General features: G+C 71.0%; 21 protein-coding genes. 10 read left to right on the forward strand and 11 right to left on the reverse strand.

Annotated elements, in window-relative coordinates; genetic code table 11:
* Positions 1 to 6 precede the first annotated feature (6 nt).
* Positions 7 to 702 (forward strand): response regulator transcription factor, encoded by a 696-nt coding sequence (locus AOK17_RS33965; protein WP_055616420.1) that lies wholly within the window; start codon positions 7 to 9, stop codon positions 700 to 702.
* The gene (locus tag AOK17_RS33970; protein WP_055616421.1) at positions 702 to 2594 is read left to right on the forward strand and encodes a sensor histidine kinase; all 1893 of its coding nucleotides are present in this window, start codon (positions 702 to 704) and stop codon (positions 2592 to 2594) included. The genes AOK17_RS33965 and AOK17_RS33970 overlap by 1 nt, the downstream gene beginning before the upstream one ends.
* A 362-nt stretch (positions 2595 to 2956) precedes the next feature.
* Here AOK17_RS33970 and AOK17_RS33975 read toward each other — a convergent pair whose 3' ends face one another.
* From AOK17_RS33975 to AOK17_RS34000, 6 genes are all read right to left on the reverse strand, one after another.
* A complete protein-coding gene (locus AOK17_RS33975; RefSeq protein WP_055616422.1) occupies positions 2957 to 3178 on the reverse strand; it encodes a hypothetical protein in 222 nt (73 codons plus the stop codon).
* A 144-nt stretch (positions 3179 to 3322) separates the two neighbouring features.
* Positions 3323 to 3886 carry a hypothetical protein gene (locus AOK17_RS33980; RefSeq protein ID WP_055616423.1) on the reverse strand — a complete coding sequence of 188 codons (564 nt, stop codon included), beginning with the start codon at positions 3884 to 3886 and terminating at the stop codon, positions 3323 to 3325.
* A gap of 212 nt (positions 3887 to 4098) precedes the next feature.
* Positions 4099 to 4377, reverse strand: coding sequence for an Atu4866 domain-containing protein (locus tag AOK17_RS33985; RefSeq protein ID WP_055616443.1), 279 nt, complete (start codon positions 4375 to 4377; stop codon positions 4099 to 4101).
* 84 nt (positions 4378 to 4461) lie between these two features.
* Complete coding sequence (locus tag AOK17_RS33990; RefSeq protein WP_055616424.1) at positions 4462 to 6138, reverse strand: hybrid sensor histidine kinase/response regulator; 1677 nt, start codon at positions 6136 to 6138, stop codon at positions 4462 to 4464.
* Between the two features lie 8 nt (positions 6139 to 6146).
* Positions 6147 to 6821, reverse strand: coding sequence for a response regulator transcription factor (locus tag AOK17_RS33995; RefSeq protein WP_055616425.1), 675 nt, complete (start codon positions 6819 to 6821; stop codon positions 6147 to 6149).
* A 266-nt stretch (positions 6822 to 7087) separates the two neighbouring features.
* Positions 7088 to 7300 (reverse strand): DUF4287 domain-containing protein, encoded by a 213-nt coding sequence (locus tag AOK17_RS34000; protein WP_055616444.1) that lies wholly within the window; start codon positions 7298 to 7300, stop codon positions 7088 to 7090.
* 186 nt (positions 7301 to 7486) lie between these two features.
* On the opposite strand from AOK17_RS34000, the gene AOK17_RS34005 reads away from it, so the two are divergent.
* Positions 7487 to 8284: a VOC family protein gene (locus AOK17_RS34005; protein WP_055616426.1), complete on the forward strand. Its 798-nt coding sequence runs from the start codon at positions 7487 to 7489 to the stop codon at positions 8282 to 8284.
* A gap of 65 nt (positions 8285 to 8349) precedes the next feature.
* Here AOK17_RS34005 and AOK17_RS34010 read toward each other — a convergent pair whose 3' ends face one another.
* On the reverse strand, positions 8350 to 9159 hold the full coding sequence (locus AOK17_RS34010) for an SAM-dependent methyltransferase (RefSeq protein ID WP_055616427.1): 810 nt from the start codon (positions 9157 to 9159) through the stop codon (positions 8350 to 8352).
* A 163-nt stretch (positions 9160 to 9322) separates the two neighbouring features.
* Here AOK17_RS34010 and AOK17_RS34015 point away from each other — a divergent pair, with 163 nt between their 5' ends.
* Positions 9323 to 9631 carry a GNAT family N-acetyltransferase gene (locus tag AOK17_RS34015; RefSeq protein WP_055616428.1) on the forward strand — a complete coding sequence of 103 codons (309 nt, stop codon included), beginning with the start codon at positions 9323 to 9325 and terminating at the stop codon, positions 9629 to 9631.
* 57 nt (positions 9632 to 9688) lie between these two features.
* Here the strand turns inward: AOK17_RS34015 and AOK17_RS34020 are convergent, their stop codons facing one another.
* From AOK17_RS34020 to AOK17_RS34030, 3 genes are all read right to left on the reverse strand, one after another.
* Complete coding sequence (locus AOK17_RS34020) at positions 9689 to 10726, reverse strand: LLM class flavin-dependent oxidoreductase (RefSeq protein ID WP_055616429.1); 1038 nt, start codon at positions 10724 to 10726, stop codon at positions 9689 to 9691.
* Positions 10727 to 10854: 128 nt separating this feature from the next.
* Complete coding sequence (locus AOK17_RS34025; RefSeq protein ID WP_055616430.1) at positions 10855 to 11562, reverse strand: AAA family ATPase; 708 nt, start codon at positions 11560 to 11562, stop codon at positions 10855 to 10857.
* A 63-nt stretch (positions 11563 to 11625) separates the two neighbouring features.
* Positions 11626 to 12030: a DUF5997 family protein gene (locus AOK17_RS34030; RefSeq protein ID WP_055616445.1), complete on the reverse strand. Its 405-nt coding sequence runs from the start codon at positions 12028 to 12030 to the stop codon at positions 11626 to 11628.
* A 58-nt stretch (positions 12031 to 12088) separates the two neighbouring features.
* Here AOK17_RS34030 and AOK17_RS34035 point away from each other — a divergent pair, with 58 nt between their 5' ends.
* From AOK17_RS34035 to AOK17_RS34060, 6 genes are all read left to right on the forward strand, one after another.
* Positions 12089 to 12871, forward strand: a complete 783-nt coding sequence (locus AOK17_RS34035) for a LysR substrate-binding domain-containing protein (RefSeq protein WP_079053433.1) — start codon at positions 12089 to 12091, stop codon at positions 12869 to 12871.
* 80 nt (positions 12872 to 12951) lie between these two features.
* The gene (locus AOK17_RS34040) at positions 12952 to 14214 is read left to right on the forward strand and encodes a sensor histidine kinase (protein WP_055616432.1); all 1263 of its coding nucleotides are present in this window, start codon (positions 12952 to 12954) and stop codon (positions 14212 to 14214) included.
* Entirely contained in the window at positions 14211 to 14879 is a 669-nt protein-coding gene (locus AOK17_RS34045; RefSeq protein WP_055616433.1) for a response regulator, read from the forward strand. Before AOK17_RS34040 ends, AOK17_RS34045 begins: the two co-directional genes overlap by 4 nt.
* Positions 14880 to 14955: 76 nt before the next feature.
* On the forward strand, positions 14956 to 15906 hold the full coding sequence (locus tag AOK17_RS34050) for an ABC transporter ATP-binding protein (RefSeq protein ID WP_055616434.1): 951 nt from the start codon (positions 14956 to 14958) through the stop codon (positions 15904 to 15906).
* Entirely contained in the window at positions 15906 to 16679 is a 774-nt protein-coding gene (locus tag AOK17_RS34055; RefSeq protein ID WP_055616435.1) for an ABC transporter permease subunit, read from the forward strand. Before AOK17_RS34050 ends, AOK17_RS34055 begins: the two co-directional genes overlap by 1 nt.
* Positions 16680 to 16698: 19 nt before the next feature.
* Positions 16699 to 17745 carry an alpha/beta hydrolase gene (locus AOK17_RS34060; RefSeq protein ID WP_055616436.1) on the forward strand — a complete coding sequence of 349 codons (1047 nt, stop codon included), beginning with the start codon at positions 16699 to 16701 and terminating at the stop codon, positions 17743 to 17745.
* A 15-nt stretch (positions 17746 to 17760) separates the two neighbouring features.
* Here the strand turns inward: AOK17_RS34060 and AOK17_RS34065 are convergent, their stop codons facing one another.
* On the reverse strand, positions 17761 to 18069 hold the full coding sequence (locus AOK17_RS34065; RefSeq protein ID WP_055616437.1) for a twin-arginine translocase TatA/TatE family subunit: 309 nt from the start codon (positions 18067 to 18069) through the stop codon (positions 17761 to 17763).
* Between the last annotated feature and the right edge of the window lie 74 nt (positions 18070 to 18143).

Raw genomic sequence — 18143 nt, forward strand, 5'->3', positions numbered from 1 at the left:
GGCCCCGTGTGCGCACATGTGATGGTTGCCGAGGACGACGAGAAGCAGGCGGAGCTGATACGCCGTTCCCTGCTGAGCGAGGGCCACACCGCCACCGTGGTCCACGACGGCGGGGCCGCCCTGGAGGCGGCCCGGCAGCGTCGGCCCGACCTCGTCGTCCTGGACCTGATGCTTCCGGTGATCGACGGCTTCGGCGTATGCCGTGCGCTGCGCCAGGACGACGACATCCCCGTCCTCATGCTCACCGCACGCTCCACGGAGGAGGACGTGCTGCTCGGCCTCGAACTCGGTGCGGACGACTACATGACCAAGCCGTACAGCCCGCGCGAACTCATGGCCCGCATCCGCACCGTCCTGCGCCGGAGCGGACGGCAGGCCGCCGGGCACCGCGAGGACCCGGTCGTACGGGCCGCCGGGATCGCCGTGGATCCCGTACGGCACGAGGTGGTGTGCGACGGATCGCCGGTGGTCTGCACGCCGGCCGAGTACGAGATCCTCCTGGCCATGGTGGCCGAGCCGGAACGGGTCTTCTCCCGGCAGCAGTTGCTGCACCGCACCCGGGGCATCGACCGGGCCTCGACCGAACGGGCGGTCGACGTGCACATCATGAACCTGCGCAAGAAGATCGAGGCGGATCCGCGCAGACCGGTGCGGCTGCTCACCGTCTTCGGCGTGGGCTACAAGCTCAGCGGGGACCGCTGATGACCCGCCCGATACCGCTGCGCAAGAGGCTGCTGGTCCGGCTGCTGATCACGTCGGTGCTGATCGCCATCTGTTCCGTGGCGGCGACGGCCTGGCTGGCGGTGGAGACCACGACCCGGGCGATCCAGGAGGAGCAGGGGCAGGTACTGACCGAGGACATGGACATCCTGCGGCAGTTGAGCGGATACGCGGCCACCCATCGCGACTGGTCCGGCGTCGGGCAGACCGTTCGCGCGCTGTCGGACCGGACCGGGCGGCGCATCGCCCTGACGGCTCCGGACCGTACGCCGATCGCGGACTCCGAGACGCGGAACACGGCGTTGCCGCCCAGGGCCGCCGCCGCGGTCGATCCCCTGCACACCGACACCTTCACCGAGCCCGGAGCGCAGCGGACCGGCATCGACCCGCGCGCGGTGGGCCCGTTCCGGCTGCCGCGCGCCGAGCGCGAGCGCGTACGGCTGCTGGCCGAGAAGCGCCGGGCCTGCTTCTCGAACAACGGCGTCCAGACCCGCATCACGCAAATGCCCAGCGGCCGCTCCGTCCTCACCGACGAGGAGGGCACGGTGGACGGAGGCCAGGTACCGACGCCGTGCGCCGACGGCGTGCTCAACACCCCGACCGCGACGGAGGAGAAGGCCCTGGCGGAACTCAACACGTACGCCGGGGACTGCCTGAAGCACGTCGGCGGGAAATTCCCCTCGCTCTTCGCCGCCACGGTCGACTTCGCGGACCGGTCCATGCTCACGCGCTACGTCGGCGGGAAAGCGGAGACGGGCATCGACACCACCCGTGACCAGGACAAGAAGGCGCAGGAGTGCGTCGACAGTGCCCGGCGTCAGCAACTGGAGCCCTACGTCGCGCCGGCCGCGGAACTGTTCCTCGGCCGCGGCGACAGCGCCGTCCCGCACTTCGACATGTCGGCCGCCAACAAGGCCAAGGTCACGGGTGTCGCCGGCCTCGTCCTCGCTCTCACGGTGGCCGTGACGGTGCTGGTCGCCACCCGGCTCGTACGGCCGCTGCGCGCGCTGACGCACGCCGCCCAGCAGCCGCCGGAGCAGCATGTACGCGTACCCGTGACCACCCAGGACGAGACGGGCATCCTGGCCGTCGCGTTCAACGACCTGGCCGATCGCCGTGAACGCATGGAGGCGCAGCGCAAGGCGATGGTCGCCGACATCGCCCATGAACTGCGCACCCCGCTCACCAACATCCGCGGCTGGCTGGAGGTGACCCGCGACGGCGTCGTCGACCCCGACCCCGAACTGCTCGCCTCCCTGCACGACGAGGCGGTCGTCCTCCAGCGAGTCATCGACGACCTCCAGGACCTCGCGGCAGCCGACGCGGGCACACTCAGGCTGCACCGCGAGCCGGTCCGCGCCGACGAACTGCTGGAACAGGTCGTCGCGGCACACCGGGTGGCGGCCGAGGCGGCGGGAGTCCGGCTGCACACGGCCGTGGCCGCCTCAAAGGGCTCGGACGGCGCGGACGGCTCGCACGGCTTGCATGGCTCGGACGGTTCCGACGGTTCCGACGGCACACCTTGGCTCGACGCGGATCCCGTCCGGATGCGGCAGGCGCTGGGCAACCTGGTCTCGAACGCGATTCGCCACACGCCGGCCGACGGCACGATCACGCTCTCCTCCCGCCGCCACGACGACGAGGTCGTCTTCGAAGTGGCCGACACCGGCAGCGGGATCGCCCCGGAGGACCTGCCCAGCGTCTTCGAACGGTTCTGGCGGGCGGAGAAGTCCCGAAGCCGGCGAACCGGCGGCAGTGGCCTGGGTCTGTCGATCGTGCGTCAACTCGTCACGGCCCACGGCGGTACGGTGACGGTCACCAGCGAACTCGGCAGCGGATCGGTCTTCACCCTGAGGCTCCCCGACGCCCACTGACCGGTGGTTCGGCATCCGTTGGCTGGTGGTTCCGGTACCAGGATCCGCGGTCCTGCACACAACAGTGATCTGGTTGCTCCGGCACCGTTGGCGCAGTGTTGCCCCATGAACACCACCAAGCACCCGGAGGTCAGGATCCGCGTGACGCCTCTGCGTCGCCTCAGGGGTGACGCATACGTCCCGCGCACCGTTCGAGCAGTTCCCGCACAGGCCGACGATGAGGCCCCGCGTGTACGGAGCCGGGAACGGCCCACGCGAACGGACGGCGGCCGTCGTCCCGCATGTGACTGAGCGTCGGCACGGCCGGTTGGCCCGGCTCTCTCAGCCGGGCCGGTTCTGATGGGGCCGCTCGCCCGGCTCCGTCAGCCGTCCACGGCATGCACGCCCGGGGTCAGGATCTCGTCCAGCACCTTGCGTACGGCCTCATAGGCCTGACCCCGCACATCGGCGTCGCGTGAGCCGCCGGGATCGCCCCGCCTGAGGTCGTCGCTCCGCGCCTTCCACGTCTCCTCCTCCCGCTCGGCCCAGGCGCGAGCACGCTGGATACGGCGCAGGAGTTCGTCGGAGTCCACGACATCAGCCATGGCATACGGATACCCGCTGGAGCGGTTTCGACAGCTCGTGGGCCCCACCGATCCGGGTGAGGCCCGTAGGCCCCCGCCCGCACCACCCGGTTGTCGTCCCGGCGGGGTGTCCGCGTCACCGCGGCGCACCCCGCCGGTGTGCGACTACTCCGTCGGCGCCGGGACGCTCGGCAGAGCGGGCAGACCGCCGCCGAGGAGCCCCGTCAGCACGCCGATCACGTTCGACAGCACCTTCGGCACCTCGGCGACCACTCCGCCCACATCGAGGGAGGTCAGAGCCGAGAGCAGCCCGCCGAGTGATTCCTGAAGCCCTGCCACCGCGTCCGACACCGGGTCGGCCGCGGCCAGCTCGGTGGGACGGTCCACGGTCTCCAGCCGCTCCTCGACGGACGCGGTCGCCTCGGTGACGGCCTGGCCGTGCTCGGCCGCCTCGTCCGCGTCGAGCGGTTCGTGATCCCGGTCGGCGAGGGGGATGAGCGCGTCCAGGAGAGGCCTCAGGACGTCTCCGTGATCCGCCGCCTCCAGGGCGTGGATCCGCTCCAAGGCCGTGTCGGCCGCGTCGGCGGACAGCGGGGCCACCGCGACGGGGCTGCCCACGGACCCCGTGGACACGTCGGAGGCGGCAGTGGCCGTAGCGACCGGCCCGCAGACGAGAGCGGCACAGACGAGGGGCGGGAGAAGGAGCCCGCGGGATACCAGGGCGCGCATACCGGTTCCTTTCGAGGACGGCAGTATCTGGGCCCCACCGTGTGAAACCAGCCGACCCACCGCAACCGATCACACACCGACAGTGAGCTCCCGCCGCACGCCCACCAGGGCGCCGACCTGCGCCTTTCTTCTGTACGCGCCTGACTCCCCAGGGACCGGCCCGTACCGCCGTCGGGGTACGGCGGTGCCGGAAGGGCCCGATCCGGGACCGGTCAGATCGCTTCGCGGTAGAGGACCAGGTGCTCGTGGTAGAGCACTCCGTCGCGGACATCGCCCGTGGCGGTGAATCCGGTGTCGTCGACGTAGTCGATGTGGTTGCCGGTCACGGTGTAGCTGCCGGTGTACGCGCTCCGCCGGGCGCCGCGGGCCTCGTCGTACCGTCCGTCGGGCAGCAGTTCCTGGCGGATGTAGCCGTCTGCGGTCACCCACATCCCGACGTACGGGTGCGGGGCGCGGGACGTGTCGTCGTTCGTGCTCGTTCTCGTGGTCATGGCTCCACGGTCGCCCCGGCGGCGCGGGCCGACCAGGCTGCCGTCCTCCCAGGTGGACGCCTCCTGGGAGCCGCACACCCAGGGTCAGCGCTCCAGCAGGTCCAGCAGATCCGCGAGCGGCAGCGGCTTGGCCAGGTGGGCGTCGAATCCGGCCTCGTGGGCCAGCGTCCGGTCGGTGCCCCGGCTGAAGCCCGAGACCGCGATGAGGCGCAGCCCGGCGCCGTGCGGACGGGACCGTACGGCACGGGCGACCGTGTAGCCGTCCATGTCGGGCAGCCCGAGATCGCACAGCACGACGTCGAAGAGGCCGGCCTCGGTGGCCGTGACGGCGTCGGCGCCCGTGTGGACGACCGTGACGTGGTGCCCCTGGCGCTCCAGCAGCGCGCGGTAGGTCGCGGCGAGGTCCGTGTTGTCCTCGACGATCAGGATGACCAGCTGCCGCTGCGCACGGCCGGTGGACGCGGGGCGGGCCGGCCGCGGGGCGTCCGGGGCCGCCGTCGGCAGCAGCACGCCGAACGAGGCGCCCTTGTCCGGCCCGTCGCTGTGCGCGGAGATCCGGCCGCCGTGGAGTTCGACGATGGTGCGGGCTACCGCGAGCCCGAGTCCGAGCCCCTCGGGAGTGTGCGGCCCGGCGGGAGCCGCCCGCATGAACACCCCGAACAGCTCCTCGGCCTGCCCGGGGTCGAAACCGATCCCGTCGTCCCTGACCGTGAGCTGCGCCTGCCCGTCCACGGTCGCCAGGCACACGTCCGTACGGCCGCCCGGCAGCGTGTACTTGAGCGCGTTGGACAGGAGGTTCGTCAGCACCTGGGCGAGCCGCAGCCGGTCTCCGTCGACGAGCACGGGACCGTCGGGCAGCCGGAGGTCGAGGGCCCGCCCCTCGTGGCCGAACAGGCCGCGCATGTCGGCGCAGGCGCTCTCGACGGCCGACCTCAGATCCATCCGCTCGGGCACCAGCTCCAGACGGCCGGTCAGCGCGCGCGTGCCGTCCAGCAGGTCGTTGCTCATCCTGGCCAGGATGCCGAGCTGCCGCTCCAGGACGGAGAGCGCCGGATGGCCGCCGGGCAGGTCGAGCGCCAGCAGCTCGGTCGCCGCGGTGGCGGCGGCCAGCGGATTGCGCAGCTCGTGCGAGAGCGTCGCGATGAAACGGTCCTTGGCCCGCTGCTCCTCCTGCAACTGCCGCCCGGCGGCGTCGAGTTCGCCGTTCACCCGGCGCAACTGCTCGTTGACCTCACGGATCTCCCGCGCGCGGACGAACAGGTCGATCTCCATGCCCTCCGCGCGCATCTGCGCCTCGGCGGCTGCCCGCTCGCGTTCGTGCCCGGCCCGGCGCAGCCGTACGAACTCGGTGACGTCCTCGACCCGGTGGATGATGTGCGTCACCCGGTCGTCGGCGTCCAGGACCGGTGTGTTGACCGGGCTCCAGTAGCGCTCGGCGAAACCGCCCTCGTCGCCCGTCGGGATGTCGTACCGCTGCAGCGCCATCGTGTCCGTGCGGCCCGTGCCCACCACCGTCTCCAGCGAGCGGCGCAGGTTGGTGACGCCGTCGGCCGAGGGGTCCTCGGGGTTGTCGGGGAACACCTCGAAGATGGGACGCCCGACAATGCTCCGCCGGGTGCCCGTGGCCGTCAGATAGGCGCGGTTGACCTCGACGATCGTGAAGTCCGGGGCGAGGATGAGCAGCGGGGAGAGCGTGGAGTCGAAGAGGCGCCGGAAGTCCGGGACGGGCTTCGGGGTGCTGGACGGACGGCTCGTGGACATGGCGGCCCTCACGGATCGAGACGGTATCCATAGCCACGCACCGTGGTGATCCGCGGTGCGGGCGCCGGGAGTCGGGAGAGTTTGCCGCGCAGCCGGTACACGTGCTCGATGACCGTCGCGGACTGCTGCCAGGACGCTCCCCAGATCAGCTCCAGCAACTGCTCGGCGGAGAAGACCCGGCCGGGGGAGCGCGCGAGGGCTTCCAGGAGGGCGTACTCCTTGGGGCGCAGGTTCAGCAGGACACCCGTCCCGCTCGCCTGGCGCGCGGCGGTGTCGACGCGCAGCGTCCCGACGGCGAGGACGGCCGGCAGCTCGGGCGGCCGGCACCGGCGCAGCACGGCGCCGATACGGGCCACGAGCTCCCGCTGCGAGAACGGCTTGACGAGGTAGTCGTCCGCGCCGATCTCCAGCCCCGCCACCCGGTCCGTCTCGTCCCCGCGACCGCTGACGACTATGACCGGAAGTCGACTGGTCGAGCGCAGCGCTCGCAGCAGTTCGAGACCGCTGCCGTCGGGAAGTCCCAGGTCGAGGACGACCAGATCGATGCCGCCGTCGTGCATGACGGCCTTGCCGGCCCGGGCGTCCATGGCCCACGTGACGGTGAAACCCTCACGCTCCAGATAGGTACGGCACATCAGTGCGAAGTCGGGATCGTCCTCGATCAGCGCGAGGTGTGGACGCACTCGTCATCACCCGGCCCAACTGCCGCCCGCACGTTGTGTCGCTGGTGAGCGGGCGTTGATGCCCCGACCATGTGGCGAAGGTAGAACAGTAAGCACCCACGGTTCAAGGGGGAGCCGCCCGGGGGAGTTCCGGTGCGGGCGCGTGCGGCGCGGGGAGCGCATGACGCCGCACCAGCCCGTGCCGGAACAGGGTTCACAACCGGCCACGGAAACCGCTCTGGTCAGGTCTTCGACGGACCTGCGAGGTCGAGAACGGTTCCGGTGGATCACCTGCCGCTGTCCTCGGCGAGTGTGTGGGCGACGAGCGCGTTGGCATGGCCGTGACCGATGCCGTGCTCGGTTTTGAGCCAGGCCACGAGTTCCATGTGCTTGGTGAGGGGCGAGGAGCGGATGAGGCCCTTCCACTCGGCTATGGGGCGGCCGTACTTCTTCTCGATGGAGGGGAAGTAGCTCGCGGGCCCTTTCACGGTCTCGCTCATGTCGGTGTCCATCCTCTGGTCTGCTGCTTCGAGTGGTGTCGCAGTGTTGGACCGAGGTGGTCACGGAACATCATCGGCGTTCAATAGTGACCTGCGTCACATGTCTCGTGGTGTTCGCCGCGCGTGTCCGCCGATGGCTGGTTAGCGTGGCAAGCCAGAGCCTTCAATGACGAGGGAGTCAGAGCCATGGCCGTACAACCTGAGGGAACACCGTGCTGGGCCGACGCCAGTTTCAGCGATGTCGAGGGTGCCAAGAGCTTCTACGGTGACGTGCTGGGGTGGACGTTCGGCGAGGCGTCGTCGGAGTTCGGGAACTACACACAGGCCTACGCGAACGGCAAGGCGGTGGCCGCGGTCGTGCCGCCGATGCCCGGCGACGAGGGCCCGTCGGCGTGGTGTCTGTACCTCGCGTCGCCGGATGCAGTCGCCACCGCCGAGAAGGTACGCGCCAACGGCGGCCAGGTCCTGATGGAACCGATGAAGGTCGGCGACTTCGGCACCATGCTGCTGGCCCAGGAGCCGAGCGGCGCCGTCTTCGGCGTGTGGCAGGCCGGCGTCCACGAGGGCTTCGAGGCTACGGCCGTGCCGGGCGCCTACTGCTGGGGCGAGTTCTTCTCCCGGGAGACCGAGAAGGTGGACGCCTTCCTCCCCGCCGTCTTCCCCTACCGCGCACAGCAGATGGAGGACGACGCGATCGACTTCAGGATCTTCAACCTCGGCGAGGAGACGGTCCTGGGCCGGATGAAGATGACGGACGAGTTCCCGCCCGAGGTGCCGTCCTACGTCAACGTCTACTTCACGGTCGAGGACTGCGACGCCGCCGTGGCGAAGGCCACCGAACGTGGCGCGATCCTGCGGTTCGGCCCGATGAGCAGCCCCTTCGGACGGTTCGCGGCACTCAGCGACCCCCAGGGCGCGTCGTTCTCCGTGATCGACGTGACCACGACCGAGGGCGAGATGCCGAAGCTGACCGACGTGTCCTGAGCGCGCCTCCGATGCGCACGGGTGAGGCGGGCCCGTCCTGGGACGGGCCCGACCGCGACGACCCGCTACGGCTTGCGGCCGACCGCTCCGTAGGCGTCGACCACCGAACCGGCGGCCTCCGGACGCCACTGGGTGACCTGTACGACGCCGGGTTCGACCAGCTCAAGACCGTCGAAGAATCCGGCGATCTCGTCGACGGCCCGCACGTAGTACGGGACGGCGCCACTGGCGTTGTAGGCGTCCGACGCGGCGATCATGCCCTCGCTGGTGGCGGTGCTGTCGCTGATCACCAGGTAACTGCCCGACGGCAGACCGGCCATGAGGCGCGAGACCAGATCCCGGGCCTGGTCGTACTCGGCGACATGGCCGAGCGTGTTGAGGATCATCAGGGCGACGGGCTTGGAGAAGTCCAGCGTGTGCTCCGCGGCCTTGAGGACAGCCTCGGGCTCGTACAGATTGGCGTCGAGGTACGCCGTCTCGCCCTCGGGCGTGCTGGTGAGCAGCGCGCGGGCGTGGGCGAGGACCAGGGGGTCGTTGTCGACGTACACGATGCGTGCGTCCGGGGCCACGCGCTGGGCGACCTCGTGGGTGTTGTCGGCGGTCGGCAGACCGGTGCCGATGTCCAGGAACTGCCGGATGCCCTGCTCGCCGGCGAGGTGCGTGACAGCGCGCCCGAGGAAGTGGCGGCTCGTGCGCGCCACATCGACCAGGCCGGGGAAGATCTCCTTGATGTGGTCGCCGATCTCACGGTCCACCTCGTAGTGGTCCTTGCCGCCCACGAAGTAGTTCCAGAAACGGGCGGAGTGCGGCTTGTCCGTGTCGATCCGGGCCCGTATCTCGGCAGCTGCGGCGAGTTCGGGTTCGTGCTCTGTCACGAGAGGGCCTCCTGCGGATCGTTGTTCGGCAATCGAACGTCAACTTAGTCGAATGATCCACCCGCGCGTCTGCGCTCCGGAGAGCAACTCGGGCGGACCGTACGGGTTTTGGCCACTGTGGGTTAGTGTCGGGCACCGGCGCAACGGGGTTCAAGGAGGAGACATGGCGATCGAGATCAGTGACAAGCCCGAGGCGCGACGCTACGAGGCCCGGATCGACGGGGCGTCGACGGTCGCCGGCTTCGCCGAGTACATCCGTACCGAGGAGCTGATCGCGTTCGTCCACACCGAGGTGAGCCCCGAGAGCGAGGGCAAGGGCGTCGGGTCCGCGCTGGTCCGGGCGTCCCTGGACGAGGCACGTGCCGCGGGCCTGCGGGTGCTGGCCACCTGCCCCTTCTACGCGGGCTGGATCGCCCGCCACCCCGCGTACGGAGACCTGCTGTACCAGGCGCGCAGCAAGGTCAGCGACTGACACCGCCGGCACCGCCGACCGCTTCCGGCCACGCCGCAGACGCAGCCGACGGGCCCTCTACCCGTGCTGGACCGGCGCCTGCCAGCCGAGTGCCGGGCCGAGCCGGGTGGCGATGTCGGTGAGGATCTGCACGTAGTCGTCGTGCTCGAAGGTGAAGGGCAGCGCGAACGCCACCTCGTCGATCTCCCGGAACGCCGCGTGCGCGTAGAGCCGTTCGGCGATCTCCGCGGACGTGCCGACGAGGTCCGGGGCGAACATCAGGCGGGCAGGCCCCTGCGGCGTGGCGGTCCGCGGCAGCCGCTTCTCCGCGTACGCCTCGTACCTCGCGCGCTGCTCCGGTGAGGCGCTGTCGGTCGGGATGACGACGAGCCCCTGGGAGACCCGGGCGCGGTCGCCGTCGGGGTGGTGGGCGCGGAAGGCGCGTACGTGGGACAGCTGGACCTCGGCGAAGTCCGCGGGCTCCTGTGGTCCTTCCGCCTTGACGACGCTGCTGGTCAGGAAGTTCATCGCGTGCTCACCGGCCCACTGGGCCGACCGCAGGCTTCCCCCGCCGTACCAGAGGCGACGGCCGAGACCGGGCGCATGTGGCTGGACGCGGTCCGAGAACACCTCGAAGCCCTCGACACCGCTGAAGTCGGTGGCCGGTTTGCCGCGTACGAAGTCCAGCAGCCGGGCCACCCGGTCGTACCCGAAGTCCTCGGCGTCGGCGGTGTCCGGATACAGCGCCTGCTTGACCTGGTCGTAGTGCATCGGCGGGCCGACGCTGATGCCGGGATTGAGCCGGCCGCCCGACAGGATGTCGACCGTGGCCAGGTCCTCGGCCAGCCGCAGCGGGTTCTCCCAGCCCAGCGGGATGACCGCGGTGCCGAGCTCGATACGGGTGGTGCGCTGCGAGGCCGCGGCCAGGACGGCCACGGGGGAGGAGATGCCGTACTGGAGATGGCGGTGGCGCAGCCACGCGCTGTCGAAGCCCAGCCGCTCACCGAGCTGGATGATCTCCAGCGTGGACTCGTGGCCCTTGCGGGGGTCGGCCTCGTCGAACAACCCGATGGTCAAGAAGCCCAGCTTCCGCAACGGTTGTGAGGGCAGCGGCACGGGGCTCCTCCATCGTCCTGGGCGGGTTCTGTCGAACGCCTGCGCTGATCGCCATTCTGGCAGGCGATCACCGGGGGCAGTACTCGCGGGGGCGTTCGCAGGGGTCGCCCTCGGTCACGGGGTGGCTCTCAGCCGAGTATGTGCCGGAGATACGCGTGCGGGTCGGCGAGATAGCGGCGCCAGTGGTCGACCAGGGCGAGATCCTGCCAGGCCACCCGGCGCATCCCGTGGTCGCCGACCTCGATGATGTCCGCACCCGGCAGCGCGGTCAGCAGCGGCGAGTGCGTGGCGCAGATGACCTGTGCGCCCTGCTTCGCCAACTGGTCGAAATGGCCGAGCAGTTCGAGGCACGAGCCGAACGACAGCGCCGCCTCCGGCTCGTCCAGCACATACAGCCCGGGCTCCAGGAACTTCCCGCGGAAGGCCGCGAGGAAGCCCTCGCCGTGACTGACCGAATTCGGCGCGAGCCCTTCCCGGTCCAGCGCGTCCATCGCCGTCTCCGCCCGCAGGAAGAACCCCTTGCGGGCCGACCAGCTGCTGAGCATGCGCCGCCCGCGCGCCGCCGCGTCGAAGCGGATCCGCTCGCCGAGCACCGACTTGGCCCGGGGACTCGCGTACCGCCAGTCGTGCGAGCCGCCCCAGGAGTCCAGACCGAAGCCCTCGGCCAGCGCCTCGACCAGGGTCGACTTGCCCGAGCCGTTCTCACCGACGACGAAGGTCACCGGCTTCGTGAACCGCATCCCGTCATCCATCAGCCCGCGCACACAGGGCACGGACCAGGGCCACGCGTTCTCGTCGTGCGAGGCGATGTGTGCGTACGCGCGTTCGATGATCACGGGTCGAGTCTTCCACAGCGTGCCGCGGTGGTTCGAGGAGTGACCGGGGCGGTTCGTGGACTGTTACTTACGAGGCTGGTCGCCCTTGTCGTCGCGCTCCGCGTTCTTCTCCTTGATGCGGACCGCTTCTTTGCGGACCTCGGCCTGGGTGGCGCGCTCCTTCTGGAGCCACTCGGGACCCTCGGCCTTCAGCGCCTCGATCTGCTCCGTGGTGAGAGCCTCCGTGACACCGCCGCGCGCGAGCCCCGCGATGGAGACGCCCAGCTTCGCCGCGACGACCGGTCGGGGGTGCGGGCCGTTGCTTCGCAGGTCCTGCAGCCACTGCGGGGGGTCGGCCTGCAGTGCGGTGAGCTCGGATCGCGAGACGACACCCTCCTGGAACTCGGCGGGTGTGGCTTCGAGGTACACACCCAGTTTCTTGGCCGCGGTCGCGGGCTTCATCGTCTGGGTGTTCTGGTGCGACGTCATGGTGTCCAGGGTATCGAGCATGTGAACCACCGCCGACCACGCCGGGTAACCTGGCCAGGTGACAGGCTCGGAAGATTCCCCTTCGTTCCGGCTCGCGTATGTCCCGGGAGTGACGCCCAGCAAGTGGGTGCGGATCTGGAACGAGCGGCTGCCCGACGTCCCCCTCACCCTCCTCGCGGTGTCCCTCGCCGAGGTCTTCGACGCGCTGCGGCGCGGCGACGCCGACGCGGGATTCGTACGGCTGCCGGTCGACCGTACGGACCTCAGCGCGATCCCCCTCTACACCGAGACGACCGTCGTCGTGGTTCCCAAAGACCACGTCGTGGCGGCCGTCGACGAGGTGACCGCCGAGGACCTGGCGGACGACATCGTGCTGCACCCCCTCGACGACACCCTCGACTGGGAGCAGCTGCCGGGCCGCCCCGCGATCGAGCGCCCCGCGACGACGGAGGACGCGATCGAACTCGTCGCGGCGGGGGTGGGACTCCTGGTGGTCCCGCAGTCGCTCGCCCGCCTCCACCACCGCAAGGACCTCACCTACCGGCCGGTCACAGACGCCCCCGAGTCGCGCGTCGCCCTGTCCTGGCCGGAGGACCGGACCACGGACCGGGTCGAGGACTTCATCGGCATCGTCCGCGGCCGGACCGTCAACAGCTCCCGGGGCCGTTCCGCGGCCCAGGCCGAGCCGAAGAGCAAGGGCTCCGAGAAAACGGACAAAGGCGCCGCTCGCCGGAAACCCGCCGCGGGCAAGGCAACGGGCAAGCCGACCGGCAGGAACCCACGGAGCGGCTCCGGCGCCCCCAAGGGAACGAAGCGCGGAAAGCCCCGCCGCAAGTCCTAGCGACCGCGGGGGCCGACGAGTCTCGCGGGCTACTCCCGGCGGCGTATGCGCCGGGATGATCCGGCCCATACGGTGATGACGTGACGAGCTTCGACGGACTGGTGGAGCGTGCGCGATCCCTGTCGCCGCCGACCGCGGATCTGCTGGTGGTCGCCGTGGTCGGGCTGTTCACGGCGTCCGACGCCGCGTCCAACGACCCCGACTACCAGCAGGCGGACGGACTCACCTGGCTGCTGCTCGCGATCTCCCTGACCGCACTCGTGTGGCGCCGACGGTGGCCGGTCCCGGTCGCGGTCGTCACGGGCGCCGCCTGCGCGGGCTGGGCGCTGCACGGGCACATCGGGGAGCTGCTCAACCTGCCGGTGATCGTCGCTCTGTACACCGTCGCGGTGCTGGGCGACCGGCGGCGCACCCTGTGGACCGGGCTCGTCGCGTCCCTCGTCTCGGGCGCGGTCGCGCTGCGGGTGGGGCGTGACGTGGCCAACCCGCAGGGGCTGCCCCTGCTGGAGATGATCTGGCCGCTGGTGCCCCTGCTCCTCGGCGAAGTCATCCGTATGCGGCGGCAGTTGATGGACGAGTACGCGGCCCGGGCCGTCCGCGCGGAGGAGGAGCGGGAGCGGGAGGCGGCGCGCCGGGTGCACGAGGAGCGCCTGCGCATCGCCCGCGAACTGCACGACATCGTCGCGCACACGGTGACCGCGATGACGGTGCAGGCCGGAGTGGCTCTCGACGCCCTCGACACCCGTCCCGAGGTCTCCCGGCGGGCGATGCGGCAGGTACGTGACTCGGGCAAGGAGGCCGTGGGAGAACTGCGGGCCACCGTCACCGTGCTGCGCGACCATGACGGCGAGTCCACGGCACCTGCTCCCGGACTTGCCCAACTGCCCGAGCTGGTCGGCCGGTTCACCGACAGCGGAGTGGAGGCGACGCTGCGCCAGGACGGCACGGCGGACGGGCTCTCGCCGATGGTCGAGCTGGCGGCGTACCGCATCGTGCAGGAGGCGCTGACCAATGTGGTCAAGCACTCCGGCGCACGCCACGCGGCGGTCTCGGTCGCCCGGCACGGCGACCGGCTGTGCGTGGAGATCGCGGACGACGGACGCCCCTCGCGGACCGAACCACCTTCGCAGCCCGGACCAACCCCGCAGCCCAGGCCCCCTTCGTCGGTCGGACCACCGTCCCCGCCGGCGGCCGAAGGCTTCGGGCTCGTCGGCATGCGGGAGCGGGCCGCCGCGGTCGGTGGCAGCATCGAGTACGGTCCGGCGCCCGGCGGCGGCTTCCGGGTACGGGCCGTACTCCCGGTCGTACTCCCGGCCGAGGCGCTCCATGGAGGGCGGCCATGACCGTACGCGTGGTGCTCGCCGACGACCAGACCGTCGTACGGGCCGGATTCCGGGCCCTCTTGGACCTGACCGACGACCTGGTGGTGGTCGCGGAGGCGGCCGACGGGACACAGGCCGTCGCGGCGGTCCGGCTGACCCGGCCGGACGTGGTGCTGATGGACATCCGCATGCCCGGCGTCGACGGCATCGAGGCCACCCGCCGCATCGCCGCCGACCGCACCCTCGACGCCGTACGCGTCGTCATGCTCACCACCTACCAGGTCGACGCGTACGTCTTCGAGGCGCTGCGGCACGGCGCCGCGGGCTTTCTGCTGAAGGACATCGAACCGGACGGGCTGCGCGCGGCCATCCGTACCGTCGCGGCCGGACAGAGCCTCCTCGCACCGGCGGTCACGCGGTCCGTCGTCGAGGAGTTCGCCCGGCTGAAGGCCCCGGAGACGGCGGGCGCCGAGCGGCTGGCCGCGCTCACCGACCGGGAGCGCGAGGTGATGGCCCTGGTCGCCGCCGGACTGAGCAACGAGGAGATCGGCCGGCGGCTGATCATGAGCCCGTTGACCGCGAAGACCCACGTCAGCCGGGCGATGACCAAGCTGGGAGCGCGGGACCGGGCGCAGCTGGTCGTGCTGGCGTACGAGACGGGGCTGGTCCGGGCGGGGGAGCGGTGAGGGTACTCCCGCGGGAGTAGCGGCCGACTCCCGGCGGCGGATGTCCGGAGCGTCGCCGCTCCCTACCGTCGAAGGCATGATCGAGGCACGCGAACTCACCAAGAGGTACGGCGACAGGACCGCCGTCGACCAGCTGTCCTTCACGGTCCGGCCCGGCCGGGTGACCGGCTTCCTCGGCCCGAACGGCGCCGGAAAATCCACCACCATGCGCCTGATCCTCGGCCTGGACGCGCCCACTTCGGGCTCCGTCACGGTCGGCGGGAAGCCCTACGCCGAACTGCCCGCACCCTTGCGTGCCGTCGGTTCGCTGCTGGACGCGAAAGGCGCGCACGGCGGGCGTTCGGCGTACCGGCACCTGGCCGGGCTCGCGGCGAGCAACCGAATCCCGCGCCGCCGCGTCGACGAGGTGCTGGACCTGACCGGTCTGACCGAGGTCGCCGGACGCCGGTTCAGCGGCTTCTCGCTCGGCATGGGCCAACGGCTCGGTATCGCCGCCGCGTTGCTCGGAGACCCGGAGGTGCTGATCCTCGACGAGCCGGTGAACGGGCTCGACACCGAGGGCATCCGCTGGATCCGCGGCCTGATGAAGTCCCTTGCCGCGCAGGGCCGTACGGTCTTCCTCTCCAGCCATCTGATGAGCGAGATGGAGCTGACCGCCGACCATCTGATCGTCATCGGACGCGGCCGTCTCCTCGCCGACACCACGATGCGTGACTTCATCGAGACCAACTCCCGCGCGCATACGCTCGTCCGCTCTCCGGAACCCGAGAAGCTGCGGGGCCTGCTGGAGGCGAAGGGCGCCGACGTCCGTCTCGACGCGCGCGGCGGCTGGCGCGTGGACGGTCCCGACGCCGCGGCCATCGGCGACCTGGCCCGCGACCACGGACTCGCGATCCATGAACTCACCCCCGCCCACTCCTCGTTGGAGGAGGTCTACACGGCCCTGTCCCAGGACTCGGCCGAGTACCGGACGCACGCGGTCCAGAGCCCGCACGCAGTCCGGAGCAGCCGGAAGGAGAAGGTCTGATGGCGCCCACGACGCTCACCACCGCCCGGGCCGGCTTCCCGGGGGCCCTCGCCCACGAGTGGATCAAGTTCAACAGCGTGCGCTCCACGGTCTGGACGACCCTCGCGACCGCCGTCGTACCCGTGCTGGGCGCGGTGTTCGTGGCCGCGACCGAGAGCCTGCAGCCGGACGACACGGTGCTCGGCGGGAGCCTCACCGCCTCCGTTCCCGCCCAGATGCTGGCCGCGGTGGTCGGTGCCCTGCTGATCACGGGGGAGTACGGCAGCGGCACGGTCCGGACCACCTTCGCCGCCAACCCGCGCCGAGCCACCGTGCTCGCCGCGAAGGCCACCCTGATCGCGGCCCTGATGTACGTCCTGGCACTGGTCTCCTGCACCCTCGCCTACCTGATCGGCGGCGCGATGCTCGACGACGGCCGGTACGCCCAGGGCGAGCCGCTGCCCGCCCTGTTCGGCATCGCCGCCTCCTTCGCCGTCGCCGGGCTCCTCGGCCTCGCGGTGGGCACCCTCGTACGCCACTCCGCGGGAGCCGTCACCACCGTCATCGGCGTCCTGCTCCTGCCCTCCCTACTCGGCCCGCTCTTCGGCGACGCCCAGCGCTGGATCGCGGGCGTCTCCCCGACGAGCGCCCTGGAGAAGCTGATCCAGACCTCGGACGCGACCGCGGAGACCGTCGGCAGCCTCGGCCCCTGGCCGTCCCTGCTCCTGGTGACGGGCTACACGGCGGCCCTGCTCCTGCTCGCGACCGGGGCACTGCGCGGACGTGACGTCTGACAGGAACGGAGGAACGCTCATGCCTTGGAGCGCCGCTCGCCTACGCGCCCTGCTCGCCCTGGTGGTCGCCGACCTCCTGCTGCTGGCCGCGGTGTCCGCGACGTGTGCGGAGGCGACCGTTTCCGCCCCGCACGGCGCCCGGATCATCGCGGAGGAAGAAGCCGGTGAGCGCCTGGTCGATCTCACGGTGGACTCGCCCGCGCTGGGCCGTACCGCGAAGGTGCGCCTGCTGACCCCGGACGGCTGGGAGGGGCGACGGCCCGGCGAGACCTGGCCGACCCTGTATCTGCTGGTCGGCGGCGACGGCAACTACAAGGCCTGGACCGAGGATTACGACGCTCATCTCCAGGAGCTGCCCGACCTGCGGGACGTACTGGTCGTGATGCCGGAGATGCCGTTGTTCGGCTTCTACAGCGACTGGTTCAACAGTGGTGAGGGCGGGCCGCCGGCGGTCGAGACCTTCCATCTCAGGGAGGTACGCCCTCTTCTGGAGCGCAGCTATGGAGCGGGCGTCCGGCGCGTGGCCGCGGGGGAGTCGCAGGGCGGGTTCGGTGCCTTGTCCTACGCGGCGCGCCACCCCGGGCTGTTCCGGGCGGTGGCGAGCTACAGCGGTTTCGTGCATCCGCTGCGCCATCCGCACGCGGTGCGGGCCGCGATGACGTACCTGTGCCTGGACTGGACGGCGTTGTGGGGCGATCCGGTCGCCCAGCGGGCCAACTGGCAGGCCCACGACCCCTATTACCTGGCCGACCGGCTGCGCACCACCCCGGTCCACCTCTCCGGCGGCGACGGCACGGCAGGCGTCCTCGATCCGCCCGGCACACCACCGGACGTGGAGATCCCGGGACTTGAGGACCCTGCCGACCCGTTCCCCGAGGACGCGATCTCCCCCACGGAGACCCTCATGCAACGCCAGTCCCGGTCCCTGGCCACCCGCCTGGCGTCCGTCGGGGCTCCGGTGACCACTCACTTCTATGCCGGGACGCACTCGCCCGCGTACTGGAAACGTGAGCTGTACCGCTCGCTCCCGATGCTGCTGCGTGGCCTGGGGTTCCGGCACCGGTGACCGTGACGCGCTGCCTCAGTCCTGCGGACGGGGCTGCCCGGAGTCCGGCTGCGTGGGGTGGGGTGCCGCGGAGGGCTGGGAACTGTCGGCCGGAGCAGCGCTCTTCGGGCCTACGGTCTCGCCCGGGATGACGGTCTCGCCAGGGATGACGCGGGGAGCCGTCTGCCCGTCCGCCCCGGCCGGCTCGTCCTTCGCCGCCGCGGCCTCGGCCTTGAGGATGCGGGCCGACTTGCCCGCCGAACGGGCCAGATCGGGGAGCTTCTTGGCGGCGAGGACGAGGATGACGACGACGAGGATGATGGCGACTTCACTCAGTCCGAACATTCGGGTCCTGCCTTCTTCTCTGCCCGGCCGGTCGCGGCACGGGCACTACGGGGACGGGGTGGTGCGGGGGCGGG

The sequence above is a fragment of the Streptomyces phaeochromogenes genome (assembly GCF_001418655.1).
In the GTDB taxonomy this organism is placed as follows: Bacteria; Actinomycetota; Actinomycetes; order Streptomycetales; family Streptomycetaceae; genus Streptomyces; species Streptomyces phaeochromogenes.

Bases quoted from the DNA above. Each gene is read 5' to 3' on its own strand.
- AOK17_RS33970 (WP_055616421.1), top strand. From the start codon at position 702: ATGACCCGCCCGATACCGCTGCGCAAGAGGCTGCTGGTCCGGCTGCTG.
- AOK17_RS33975 (WP_055616422.1), bottom strand. From the start codon at position 3,178: ATGGCTGATGTCGTGGACTCCGACGAACTCCTGCGCCGTATCCAGCGT.
- AOK17_RS33980 (WP_055616423.1), bottom strand. From the start codon at position 3,886: ATGCGCGCCCTGGTATCCCGCGGGCTCCTTCTCCCGCCCCTCGTCTGT.
- AOK17_RS33985 (WP_055616443.1), bottom strand. From the start codon at position 4,377: ATGACCACGAGAACGAGCACGAACGACGACACGTCCCGCGCCCCGCAC.
- AOK17_RS33990 (WP_055616424.1), bottom strand. From the start codon at position 6,138: ATGTCCACGAGCCGTCCGTCCAGCACCCCGAAGCCCGTCCCGGACTTC.
- AOK17_RS34000 (WP_055616444.1), bottom strand. From the start codon at position 7,300: ATGAGCGAGACCGTGAAAGGGCCCGCGAGCTACTTCCCCTCCATCGAG.
- AOK17_RS34005 (WP_055616426.1), top strand. From the start codon at position 7,487: ATGGCCGTACAACCTGAGGGAACACCGTGCTGGGCCGACGCCAGTTTC.
- AOK17_RS34015 (WP_055616428.1), top strand. From the start codon at position 9,323: ATGGCGATCGAGATCAGTGACAAGCCCGAGGCGCGACGCTACGAGGCC.
- AOK17_RS34030 (WP_055616445.1), bottom strand. From the start codon at position 12,030: ATGACGTCGCACCAGAACACCCAGACGATGAAGCCCGCGACCGCGGCC.
- AOK17_RS34045 (WP_055616433.1), top strand. From the start codon at position 14,211: ATGACCGTACGCGTGGTGCTCGCCGACGACCAGACCGTCGTACGGGCC.
- AOK17_RS34050 (WP_055616434.1), top strand. From the start codon at position 14,956: ATGATCGAGGCACGCGAACTCACCAAGAGGTACGGCGACAGGACCGCC.
- AOK17_RS34055 (WP_055616435.1), top strand. From the start codon at position 15,906: ATGGCGCCCACGACGCTCACCACCGCCCGGGCCGGCTTCCCGGGGGCC.
- AOK17_RS34060 (WP_055616436.1), top strand. From the start codon at position 16,699: ATGCCTTGGAGCGCCGCTCGCCTACGCGCCCTGCTCGCCCTGGTGGTC.
- AOK17_RS34065 (WP_055616437.1), bottom strand. From the start codon at position 18,069: ATGTTCGGACTGAGTGAAGTCGCCATCATCCTCGTCGTCGTCATCCTC.